Raw genomic sequence first — 11442 nt, 5'->3', positions numbered from 1 at the left:
CGAAGGTCGCTCCCGCGGCCACGGCGGCGCGCACCGCGGCACGCGTGCGTTCGGTGACCGCCTCGTCGTCGGTGAGCAGGGTGCCGTCCACGTCGCTGGCGATGAGCGCCGGCAACGTCATCGCCGCGATCCGCCCTTGCTTTTCGCCTCGCGTTCGGCTCGCTTGCGCGCCCGCTCGGCCAGCTCCAACTCGTCGAGCACCTTGGCTTCGGACAGGGTCGGTGCGCTGCCGCCCATGCGGCGCGGCACCCAGTGCGCGCCCGCGGGGTGCGGGTATTCGTCCTGCACCTTGTCCAGCAGCGTGGTCATGGCTTCCCGCACCGCCGTGATCGTCTGCTCGACTGTCGCTCCGGCATACACCGGGCTACCCACCGCGACGGTGATCGGAATCTTCTTGCGCCCCAAGTTCTTTGGATGATCCTTGGTCCAGATCCGCTGGGCTCCCCAGACGATGAGCGGAATGATCGGGACATTTGCTTCGGCGGCCATCCGGGCGGCGCCGCTCTTGAACTCCTTGAGCTCGAAGCTGCGGCTGATGGTGGCTTCCGGGTAGACCGCGACGAGCTCGCCGGCCTTGAGCGCCTCAACGGCGGCCGCGTAGGCGCCGGCCCCGGCACTGCGGTCAACCGGGATCATGCTGGTGTGGTTGACCAGCCACCGGACGATCCCCACTTCCATCATCTCGGCCTTGATCATGATCCTCAGCCGGCGACCGCGTCGGTACGCGGCCAGGCAGGCCGGGAAAAAGTCGATGTAACTGGTGTGGTTGACCGCGATGACCGCGCCTCCCGTTTCGGGAATGTTCTCCAAACCGCTGAACGTGATCGGGCTTCCGGAGGCGGCGACGACGGGTTTGGAAAGGATTTCCAGCGCGCGAAAAACCGGCTCCATGGACCGCTACTCCCGCTGTCCCGACTGCTGCGCGCGGCGCTCGGCCCTCGCCGCGGCCTCGTCGGCGTCCATCCGGGCGGCCTCGGCCGGGGTCGGTGCGCCGCCGCCGAGGCGATGCGGCACCCAGTACTCGCCGGGCGGGTGCGGGCCGTACGCGTCCTGCACCCGCTCGAGCAGGTGCTGCATCCTCGAGTGCAGCAGAGCGGTCAATTCGGTCGCAGGCAGCGTGGGCACAATCGGCTCGCCGACCGCGACGCTGATCGGCACCTTGGGGCGCCACAGCTTCTTCGGATGATCCTTGGTCCAGATGCGCTGCGCCCCCCAGATGACGTGTGGAACGATCGGGACGCCGGCCGCCAGCGCCATGCGGGCCGCACCCGACTTGAGCTCCTTGATTTCGAAGCTGCGGCTGATCGTCGCCTCCGGGTACACGCCGACCAACTCACCGGCCTTCAGCGCCGCGACGGCCAGCTCGAACGACGGCCCGCCGCTCTCCCGGTCTACCCGGATGTGCCCAAGCTTGCGCATCAGCGGCCCACCGATCTTGTGGTCGAAGACCTCCTTCTTGGCCATGAACCGCACCTTGCGCCCGCGGTGCTGCAGGTAGGCCGGGAGTCCGGCGAACGTGAAGTCGAAATAGCTGGTGTGGTTGATAGCCACTACCGCGCCGCCCTCGGCGGGCAGATGCTCCACCCCAGTCACCTTGAACGTCAGGCCCTGCGCGGCCCATACTGCGCGGGCCAACTGAATGACCGTCCCGTATACCGGTTCCACGAGTACCGAGCCTAGTGCGCATTGCGACGCACCCGTACCGAAAGGATCGACTACTACCGGCGGCTGTGGCAGGCCGGTGATATCACCTCCCGCTAAGCTCGGGACTCGAGCCATCACCGCGGAAAGGGCATTAGTGCAGGTCACCAGTGTCGGGCATGCCGGCTTCCGGATCGATACCCGCGCGGGGAGCATCCTGTGCGACCCGTGGGTGAACCCCGCCTACTTCGCGTCGTGGTTCCCGTTTCCGGACAACACCGGCCTGGACTGGGCCGCGCTCGGCGACTGCGATTACCTGTACATCTCGCATCTGCACAAGGACCACTTCGATCCGCGCAACCTGCGTGAGCACGTGAACAAGGACGCCGTCGTGCTGCTGCCCGACTATCCGGTGCCCGATCTGGCCCGTGAGCTGGAGCAGCTGGGCTTCCACCGATTCTTCGAGACGACGGACTCGGTGACCCATCGCCTCAGCGGGCCGAAGGGCGACCTGGACGTGATGATCATCGCGTTGCGGGCACCGGCCGACGGGCCAATCGGTGACTCCGGCTTGATCGTGGACGACGGAGAAACCGTCGCGTTCAACATGAATGACGCCCGGCCGGTGGACCTGGACGTGATTGCCGCGGATTTCGGCCAGGTCGACGTGCACATGCTGCAGTTCTCCGGCGCGATCTGGTACCCGATGGTGTACGACATGCCGCAGCGGGCCAAGGCCGCGTTCGGCACGCAGAAGCGTCAGCGGCAGATGGACCGCTGCCGCCAATACATCAGCCAGGTTGGCGCGCGCTGGGTGATCCCGTCGGCGGGGCCGCCGTGCTTCCTGGATCCCGAGTTGCGTGATCTCAACGACGACCACGACGACCCGGCCAACATCTTCCCCGACCAGATGGTTTTCCTGGAGCAGATGCGAGCCCATGGCCACCACGGCGGCCTGCTGATGATCCCCGGATCGATCGCGGATTTTTCCGGCGGCCAACTGAATTCGGTTAGCCACCCGATTTCCGAGGACGACGTTCGTGCGATCTTCACCACCGGCAAGGCGTCCTATCTCGACGACTACGCGATGCGGATGGCGCCGGTGCTGGCGGCCGAGAAGGCCCGGTGGGCACCGGCGGTCGGCGAACCACTGTTGGAGCCGCTGCGCGAGCTGTTCGAGCCGATCATGAGCCAAAGCGACCAGGTCTGCGACGGCATCGGGTATCCGGTCGAGCTGCGGCTCGGGCCGGAAACGGTCGTGCTGGACTTCCCGAAACGCGCAGTGCGCGAACCTATTCCGGACGAGAAGTTCCGCTACGGCTTCTCGATCGCGCCGGAGTTGGTGCGCACGGTACTGCGTGACGGCGAACCGGACTGGGTCAACAGCATCTTCCTGTCCACCCGGTTCAAAGCCTGGCGGGTTGGCGGCTACAACGAGTTTCTGTACACGTTCTTCAAGTGCCTGACCGACGAACGCATCGCCTACGCCGACGGCTGGTTCGCCGAGGCGCACGACGATACCGCGTCGGTGGTATTGGACGGCTGGGAGATTCAGCGCCGGTGCCCCCACCTGAAGGCTGACCTGTCGAAATTCGGTGTCGTAGCCGGCACCACGCTGACGTGCAATCTGCACGGGTGGCAGTGGAACCTGGAGACCGGCCGCTGTTTGACGTCGCGCGGCCACGAGCTGCGGTGCGGACGGGTATGACGGCGCCGCACCAGTACTACGACGACGGGCTGATCCAGCTCGATCGCGAAGCGATTACGTTGCGTCGGTACCACTTTCCGTCGGGCACGTCGAAGGTCATCCCACTGCGGTTGGTGCGCGGCTACACCGTGAGGCCGCTGGGCCTGTGCCTCAATCGATTCCGGATCTGGGGCTCGTCGGATCTGTTGCGGTGGCTGCCGCTGGACGTGCGCCGACCGATGAAGTCGACGCTGATCACGCTCGACGTGCCCGGGACGTGGCCGCGACCCGCCTTCACCCCCGCCGACCCTGATCGGTTCGTGCAGATGCTCGACTCGCTGCTGGATCGCTGATTACCAGGGTGGCCCGGGTGCGTTTTTCGCCGCGGCCGGTTTCATATTTGAAACGGACGAAACGTGTTTAGTGCGATTCTTAAGGGGAATCCTTAGGGCATGAGTACCGAAACGCAAACAAGACCGTGGCTTCGCCTGTGCACTAGCGTGCTGGCGGCTGGTGGCCTAGCCTTGTCCGCTCTCGGACTAGCTTCGGCCACCGCCCAGGCGGCGCCTTATCCTGCACCCACGTATCACCATCACTGGTGCCCGGGCGATCGTTGGGACTCGGGCTGGGGCAACAATTGGGACTGGCGTAATTGCCATGACTGGGATGACAACTGGGCGGCTCCGGCCGGCTGGGGAGGAGCCCCGATCTGGGCGCCGCCGCGGCCAGCGCCACCGTGGTGGGCGCCTTGGGCCCCCGTCGTGTGGAACCCCGACGTGAATGGTTGGGGATTCTGGAATGGCCCAGTTTGGATCCCGCTCTAACCAGGCACATCCAGACAGAACATCCGACCTGAAAGCACACCGTGCAGCGGCACAAGCCGCTGCACGGTCTGTTTTCGCTGAACGAACTCCCCGGGCCGGCGCCAGTGCCGTCCAATAAGCGCGCCCGCAAACCAGTTACCGCGCCGAATCGTTTTATGACTTAGGAGGACCTCATGAACGTGCGCAGTGAGTCGTTGTACTTCTCAGGACCTTCCCAGAACATCGCGTGGCCCCCACCCTCGTCAGCTTCAAAAACGACGAAGGAAGAGCCCGGAACGGCCTCGTGGATCCCTTGCGCGATTTTCACTGGTACCTTCGACGCGCGTCCACCGATGACGAGGGTGGGCACCTTGACCAACGCATACGCATCCCACCAATCACCGAAGGCGGCCCAGCGAAAGAGTTTGGCCATGTAGGGGCGAGGGAGCTTGAGCCCTTCACGGTAGAAGGCCTCCTTCGCCGACTCCTCCGCGTCGTCGGTGAGGAATTGGTCGCTAAAACCTTTGGAAAAGGCGATGGCATCGGGACTTTGGAAGGCGTCAATCGCGGCCAACGCCTGATCCGCACTGAAGATTCCATCACGCAGGTGGCAGGGTGAATCGTCGGAGAAAACAATCGCCCGCAGTCGAGAATCACCGTAAAGCTCGAGGTAGGTCAAAATGATCTTGCACCCACCGGAGTGGCCGAGGATTGTCACGTCGTTGAGGTCGAGTCCGCGGAGAAATCCGTCGAGGTCCTTGGCCAACGTGTGGTAGTTGTAGCCGCGTTCTGGTTTTTCCGACTCGCCATGACCACGGGGATCGAGAGCAATCACCCGGAACTCGTCGCACAGTCCCTCAAGCTGATACTTGTACAGCGACGCGGCATGACCTAGTCCGGGCAACATCACCAGTACCCGGCCCGCACCGGCCTCCCAGTAGCGCAAGGCCACCCCCGGTGCGACTTCGACGCCCTTTAATTCAGCCCGCAATGAGAACGGTGTACTCACCGCACTACCTCCCGTTGACTCGGAACTGAGGTTTCTAACCATCGCTCATAGCGGGCGATGAAGCGCTTAAAATCAGTCAGGCACGCGCAACGCTTCCTGTCTGCTAGGAGTTTCCGCTCGTCGCATGACACCGAAACTCAAGCTCGACGGACTTAGACTGCCGCAATGTTCTCAGAGACGCGCTACGCGCTGAACGGTGACTTGCGCGTCGCCTATCGCGCCTCACGCGAAGGTCCTCGCGACATCGTGTACGTTTCGAACTGGTTCACGTGCTGCGAGGTTTTTCCGGAGCTGCCGTCCATTCAGGGTTGGGTCGAGGCGGTGACGTCGCTCGGTCGGCTCATCTTCTTTGACCAGCCGGGCACGGGCGCATCCGATCCCGTCACACCCGATGCACTGCCGACCTTGGAGCAATGGGCCGACAGCATCACCGCCGTGCTCGACGCCCTCGGGAGTCGCGAAGCGATACTCGTCGCATCGAACTCCGCGTTCGCGCCCGCTGCGCTCTTCGCGGCGACACATCCGTCTCGCACCACCGCGCTGGTGGTGCTCGACGGTTACGCAGATGCGGGCGGCACCCCACTCGTTCAACGCAAAACCCAAGCTGCGAGGGTCCGCACGTGGGGGACGGGCGAACTTATACATGTGATGAATCCGGACATGCCCTGGAACGAGGAAGTCCGGGCAGCGTGGGCTCGGATGGAACGCCTGGCGGGGAGCCCTCGGACCGTTGCACTCATGATGCCTCTCGCGACGGAAGTGGACGTGCGGGCGGTCCTTCCGACAGTTCGTGTGCCGACTCTTGTCGTCCAGCACTCCGACGACGTGATCGTCCCGCCCGCGAAGGGCAAGTACATCGCCGAGCACATACCCGGCGCGAAATATGTTGAGATGCCGGGCCGCAACTGGCAGCACATCGTTGAACCCTGGCGCGAGTCCTTCCAGGAGGTCGCCGAGTTCCTCACCGGCCAGCAGGCTGATGTGGCCGATGATCGGGTTCTCGCCACCGTCCTTTTCACCGACATCGTCGATTCGACGCGCCGGGCGGCGGAGCTGGGTGACCGCGACTGGCGTGCGTTGCTCGATGCACACGACGCCGTCGTCCGGGCGCAACTCAACCGGTTCCGAGGCCGTGAGGTGAATACGTCGGGTGACGGTTTCCTTGCGATGTTCGACGGCCCGCAGCGAGCGATCCGCTGCGCCAAGGCAATTCGCGATGCGGTGCAATCGCTCGGCATCCAGGTGCGCGCCGGTTTGCATACCGGCGAGTGTGAGGTGCGAGGCGATGACATCGGCGGGATTGCCGTGCACATCGGCGCGCGGGTGAGCGCCCTGGCCGGGCCGAACGACGTGCTCGTGTCCAGCACGCTGCGCGACCTGGTGATCGGCTCGGGACTCGAATTCGACGACCGCGGCGCACACCATCTCAAGGGCGTGCCCGGCGAATGGCAACTTTCCGCCGTCGCATCTACATAAGGAGCGAGACAGTCCTCGCATCGCGGTGGTAGCGATTGCCGAAAGAACACTTCATACCCGATGTGCGAACCGACTAGAAACCGCAAAAGTCACTCAGGCTTCTCACAGGTATGTACAGTCACACCCAATTGGCGAGCCCGTCAACACATCGAGGAGGTCCCCCAGTGACAGCGGTCGACAACATCACCAGCCTTCGCCAGCGCCGCGAGTCAATCGTTAATCAGCACGCCGACGCCGAAAACCGGCACGACGTCGAGGCGACCATCGCTACGTTCCACCACCCGCGTTACGAGTTCAACGGCGCTCCGAGCGACGGTGAGGAGGCCGTTCGAGAGTTGCTGCAAGGCTTGATGAATGGCCTTCCCGATTTCCACGCCGAGATCGACAAGCTGCGCCATGCCGACGACGCCGTAATCCTCGAAGGGCTTATCACGGGAACCCATGATGGCGAATGGGCGGGTATCCCACCCACCGGACGCCGCGTTGAGGTTCCGGTTGCCGCAATTTTCGAGTTCGACGGGGATCGACTCCTATGCGAGAAGGTCTATTGGGACATGGCAACCGTGCTGACTCAAATGGGCGTACTACCCGGCATTGGCTAAGCAAGGATTGGACCGTTGTGTGTCGCGAATGGTACCGATTTCGTGAACAACGTTTCAGCGAACCACGCGCTACTGGTTGCCTTTCGACCAGGCCCACGCCGCTATCCGCCATCCCTCGGGGATCCTGCGCAATGCCACGGTGAAGAGCGCACCGGACTGGGTGACCTGTCTGCCGTCAGTGTCGAACGTCATGGTCGCGGGAACCACCACGTACGCGCTGTCGCCGGTGACGTTGTTGTGCAGCGGCTCGCCAAGAGTGACGGCATAGCCTGATGCGCCGTGTTGCTCGCCTTCCACCAGCACGTCGCCATACCAGTCCTCAGCGGCTGTTGGCCCTTGCCATACGTGCGGTGCCATGCCGTCAAGAATCGACCCTGGGACCGCAAAGGTCGCCGCCATACCCCTCGCGTCACCGCTGTTGAAGGCGTCGATGTACTGCTGAAGCGCCGCTAACGGAGTGTCCGTCGTCATCTCGGCTCCTCTGCTCGAACCCGTTGACGCGGACACTAACACCGCGCGGTCGCCCTCCGCGTCTTGTTGAATGAGAGCGTCGTCAGTCCACGGTGGTATCGACTGGCTAAAGTACGCTTCAAAGGTCGTTCAAGAATCTCAACAAGATGTCGTTGATCTCGTCCGGACTCTCCTCGGGAGGGGTATGGCCGACTCCGGGCATCTTGATGATTTCCCGCATGTTTGGGAAGTTGACGCTGAGCGACGCGTAAGCCGGTCCCTGCCGATCGATGCCAAACAGCGGCTTCAGCGACGGATCGCGTTCGCCGGTCAGAAACAGCGCGGGCTGCTGGACAATTGCCCCGTCGAGAAACGACGTGACCTCCCAGCCCCGGTCTATCGCGGCGTACCACTTGTTCGGCCCACCGATGCCGTTGCGGGAGTATTCACTGACGTAGTAGTCAAGTGCCTGCTGGCTGAGATATGCCGGCAGCGGTCACTGACCGCGGAGATGCGGCTGAGGGTTTGACGGGGGGGTCAACTTGGATCCGTTCGGGTGTGTTCGTTTGCCAGGCGTTGGAGCCTCCGGTTGCAACGATGGCGCTGGGTAGCGAGTGCTGGTCCGATGAGTCAGGGAAGGGGAAGGATATGACCATTGGCGTTATCTGGTTTCCGGAGGTCGACCGGCCGACCTATGAGGCGGTGCGTGAGAAGGTGCTGGCTGGCGGTACCGAAAAAGGGTTGCAGTTCCATGCCGCGGGTGACACAGATGGGCGCTGGTGCATCTTCGAGTTGTGGCAGTCGCGGGATGGACTGGAGCGGTTCATCCGTGAGGATCTCGCGCGTGCGTTCGGCGAGGTCGGTGGAGGGCAAGGCGAACCACCAGAGCCCGACCACGTCTTCGAGGTTGTTTTCCAGGGACCGTAGTTCGTTGGGTCATACCGTCGTGGCAGAGCTGCTGCCCGATCGCTGACTACCAAGGTGGCCGGTCGTCATCGATCCAGGCGCGGTACTTTCCGGCCTCCTCGGCGAGGCGGGCTTCGTTGACGCGCCGTTCGTGGTTGATGCGGTACTGGCGATCCATTCGCCGGGTGCGTTTGCGCCGCGGCATCATCAACCCCCGGGCCGGCGCCATCAACCCCGCCGGTGGGCCGGTGGTGTTCGGGATGATCAGTTCGCCGGTGGGTCGGGCCAGCGTCGGCAGCCACACCGCGCCCTCGGCCTGCGTGGTGTAGATGTGCCCGGTCGGCGCGGTCCAGATGACGGTCCCGTCGGGCAGCTGGCGATCGGCCCAGCCATTGGGTCCGGTGTAGAAAGTCTTGAGCAGGTGATGGCCCCGGCACAACAGCTTGAGGTTCGACGGGTGCGTCGGCCCCTGCGGCCACGGCACGGTGTGGTCGATGTCGCACACTTCGGCCGGCTTGTCGCAGCCGGGGAAGCGGCACGTCAAGTCGCGGGCCTGCACCCACGCGGCGAGCGCCGACGACGGCCGATAGCCCGATTCGGGAATCGGCGACGGTGTGGGCAGCGGCGTGAGCTTGGCTGAGGATGCCATGTCGCGCACCATCTGCGCCGGCACCGTCCCGAACCCGGTCACGTAACCCGGCGTGTCGCCGCCGTCTAGGGTGGCCTGTTCGGCCAGCACATGAATGACCACGTCCCCCAGCGGGTTGGCGTCGCCGCCCGCGGGGCAATTGTCGGATCCGCATCGGCAGGCCAGCCGGTCGTTGTTGGCGGCCAGTGCCACCAGCGCGTCGGCCCGGCGCTGCTCTTTGGTACGCGGATCGTCATCGCAGACACTGGCCGCCAGTTGATCCAGGCGGTCATCCAGCACCACCGCATCCGGGGTGGCGATCAGAGCGGACACGTCGGCCATGCCCGAGCGGTTGGCCCAGATGTGCACATACCGGTCGTCGGTGGGTTGGTTCGGCAGCCGCACCCCCGCCGGGTCAAACTTGGCCACCCACATATCAATCCGCGCGTCGAGTTTCGGCTGCGAGAGTCTCGTCCACTTCGCCACGTGGCGGGCCAGTGCGGCATCGACCCTGGCCAGTTGCTCGGCGTCGTCGACGTTGTCGGTGCGCGACACGATCGTCGACATGATCCGAAAGTCGATCACCCCGCTGCGAAACACCTCGGCCACTTTGGGTAGCCGCTCCCGCAGGGCGATCGCATAGCGCAACTGACCCGCCGCGCGGCCCCGGCTGATGCCCAACGCCACGCCCGCCTCGGCCACCACATCCTCAAACCCGTCAATGGCCCAGCTCATGCGCTCGTCGTCGTGATCGGACGCCCGACGCGCCCACAACTCACCCAGCGCAGCCAACCGCTCGGCGCACGCGGCGTTCTCCTTTCGCGCGGCAGCGGCCATCGCATCCACCACACCGGCATCGGTGGCAGACGACAAATCGACCGCGGCCTCGCACATACGTTCGACACTAGCCGCTTACGCCGACGGCGCGCGACCCGCCAAACCCGATCTGTGGATAAGTGCGCGTTGTGGATAACTACTTCGGCTCGAGCACATCGACGCCCAGGTACGGCACCAACGCGTCAGGCACCCGGACGCTGCCGTCGGGCCGCTGATGGTTTTCCAGGATCGCCACCAGCCACCGCGTGGTGGCCAACGTGCCGTTGAGTGTCGCGGCGATCTGCGGCTTGCCGGAAGGGTCGCGATATCGCGTCGACAGCCTCCGCGCCTGAAACGTCGTGCAATTCGATGTCGAAGTCAGTTCGCGGTAGGCCTGCTGCGTGGGAATCCATGCCTCGCAATCAAACTTGCGCGCCGCCGAGGAGCCGAGATCCCCCGCCGCAATGTCGATGACGCGATACGGCACCTCGATCAATCCCAGCATCTGCTTCTGCCAGCCGAGCAGCCGGTCGTGCTCGACCTCGGCGTCGGCGGGCTGGCAGTACACGAAGGCCTCGACCTTGTCGAACTGGTGCACCCGGATGATGCCGCGGGTGTCCTTGCCGTAGCTGCCCGCTTCGCGCCGAAAACACGACGACCACCCCGCGTACCGCAAGGGTCCGCCGGTCAGATCCAGGATTTCCCCGGCGTGGTAGCCCGCCAGCGGCACCTCGGACGTGCCGACCAGATACAGGTCGTCGGCCTCGATCCGATAGACCTCCTCCGCGTGCGCACCGAGAAATCCCGTGCCGGACATGATTTCGGGCCGCACCAGCACCGGTGGGATCATCAGTGTGAAGCCGTTGTCGACGGCGAGCCGCACCGCCAGCTGCAGCAACCCGAGCTCCAGCAGTGCACCGAAGCCGGTCAGGAAGTAGAACCGTGAGCCGGACACCTTGGCGCCACGGTCCATGTCGATCAAACCCAGTGACTCACCGAGTTCGACGTGGTCCTTGGGGTTTTCGATCGAGGTCGGTTCGCCGACGGTGTCGAGCACGACGTAATCGTCCTCGCCGCCGGCCGGAACGCCGTTGATGATGACGTTCGGCAGGTCCATGTGCAGCGCAGTAAACCGCTCTTCGGCCTCGGCTTGGTCGGCCTCGGCTGCCTTCACTTGCGCCGCGAGCTCCTTGGCGCGCTGGATCACAGCGGCCCGCTCGTCGGGCGACGCCGCGCCCACCGTCTTGCTGACCGCCCTTTGCTCGGCACGCAGATTGTCGGCCGTCGAAATGGCCGCTCGCCGTTGGGCATCGGCGGCAAGCAGCTTGTCCACCAGGGCCGGATCCTCGCCACGGGCGCGCTGCGACCTTCGCACCCGCTCGGGATCTTCGCGTAGCAGCTTGAGGTCGATCACGGCCGCAACC

At 64.6% G+C, this 11442-nt stretch carries 13 protein-coding genes; 5 read left to right on the top strand and 8 right to left on the bottom strand.

Annotated features, from left to right (window positions below):
- From VE759_RS08935 to VE759_RS08925, 3 genes are all read right to left on the bottom strand, one after another.
- The coding region (locus VE759_RS08935) for an HAD hydrolase family protein (protein ID WP_324930552.1) at positions 1-121 on the bottom strand (121 nt) is incomplete at its 3' end.
- Positions 118-891, bottom strand: a complete 774-nt coding sequence (locus VE759_RS08930) for a lysophospholipid acyltransferase family protein (RefSeq protein ID WP_324930546.1) — start codon at positions 889-891, stop codon at positions 118-120. The genes VE759_RS08930 and VE759_RS08935, both read right to left, overlap by 4 nt.
- 6 nt (positions 892-897) lie before the next feature.
- Entirely contained in the window at positions 898-1665 is a 768-nt protein-coding gene (locus VE759_RS08925; RefSeq protein ID WP_324930543.1) for a lysophospholipid acyltransferase family protein, read from the bottom strand.
- Positions 1666-1798: 133 nt separating this feature from the next.
- On the opposite strand from VE759_RS08925, the gene VE759_RS08920 reads away from it, so the two are divergent.
- Complete coding sequence (locus tag VE759_RS08920) at positions 1799-3349, top strand: MBL fold metallo-hydrolase (protein ID WP_324930540.1); 1551 nt, start codon at positions 1799-1801, stop codon at positions 3347-3349.
- Positions 3346-3681 carry a hypothetical protein gene (locus tag VE759_RS08915; RefSeq protein ID WP_324930537.1) on the top strand — a complete coding sequence of 112 codons (336 nt, stop codon included), beginning with the start codon at positions 3346-3348 and terminating at the stop codon, positions 3679-3681. The genes VE759_RS08920 and VE759_RS08915 overlap by 4 nt, the downstream gene beginning before the upstream one ends.
- A gap of 631 nt (positions 3682-4312) precedes the next feature.
- Here the strand turns inward: VE759_RS08915 and VE759_RS08910 are convergent.
- On the bottom strand, positions 4313-5140 hold the full coding sequence (locus VE759_RS08910) for an alpha/beta hydrolase (RefSeq protein ID WP_324930534.1): 828 nt from the start codon (positions 5138-5140) through the stop codon (positions 4313-4315).
- A 165-nt stretch (positions 5141-5305) separates the two neighbouring features.
- On the opposite strand from VE759_RS08910, the gene VE759_RS08905 reads away from it, so the two are divergent.
- Positions 5306-6616, top strand: a complete 1311-nt coding sequence (locus tag VE759_RS08905) for an adenylate/guanylate cyclase domain-containing protein (RefSeq protein WP_324930532.1) — start codon at positions 5306-5308, stop codon at positions 6614-6616.
- 164 nt (positions 6617-6780) lie between these two features.
- Entirely contained in the window at positions 6781-7218 is a 438-nt protein-coding gene (locus VE759_RS08900) for an ester cyclase (RefSeq protein ID WP_324930528.1), read from the top strand.
- A 69-nt stretch (positions 7219-7287) separates the two neighbouring features.
- Here VE759_RS08900 and VE759_RS08895 read toward each other — a convergent pair whose 3' ends face one another.
- Positions 7288-7689, bottom strand: a complete 402-nt coding sequence (locus tag VE759_RS08895) for a YybH family protein (protein ID WP_324930525.1) — start codon at positions 7687-7689, stop codon at positions 7288-7290.
- Positions 7690-7807: 118 nt separating this feature from the next.
- The gene (locus tag VE759_RS08890; RefSeq protein WP_324930522.1) at positions 7808-7909 is read right to left on the bottom strand and encodes an alpha/beta hydrolase; all 102 of its coding nucleotides are present in this window, start codon (positions 7907-7909) and stop codon (positions 7808-7810) included.
- A 407-nt stretch (positions 7910-8316) separates the two neighbouring features.
- Here VE759_RS08890 and VE759_RS08885 point away from each other — a divergent pair, with 407 nt between their 5' ends.
- Complete coding sequence (locus VE759_RS08885) at positions 8317-8595, top strand: hypothetical protein (protein ID WP_324930519.1); 279 nt, start codon at positions 8317-8319, stop codon at positions 8593-8595.
- Between the two features lie 46 nt (positions 8596-8641).
- Here the strand turns inward: VE759_RS08885 and VE759_RS08880 are convergent, their stop codons facing one another.
- Positions 8642-10096: an HNH endonuclease signature motif containing protein gene (locus VE759_RS08880; RefSeq protein WP_324930516.1), complete on the bottom strand. Its 1455-nt coding sequence runs from the start codon at positions 10094-10096 to the stop codon at positions 8642-8644.
- A 79-nt stretch (positions 10097-10175) separates the two neighbouring features.
- A complete protein-coding gene (gene serS / locus VE759_RS08875; protein ID WP_324930514.1) occupies positions 10176-11432 on the bottom strand; it encodes a serine--tRNA ligase in 1257 nt (418 codons plus the stop codon).
- Between the last annotated feature and the right edge of the window lie 10 nt (positions 11433-11442).

Source organism: Mycobacterium sp. (genome assembly GCF_035640695.1).
Lineage (GTDB): Bacteria > Actinomycetota > Actinomycetes > Mycobacteriales > Mycobacteriaceae > Mycobacterium.
This window is presented reverse-complemented; position numbering and strand designations above follow the sequence as displayed.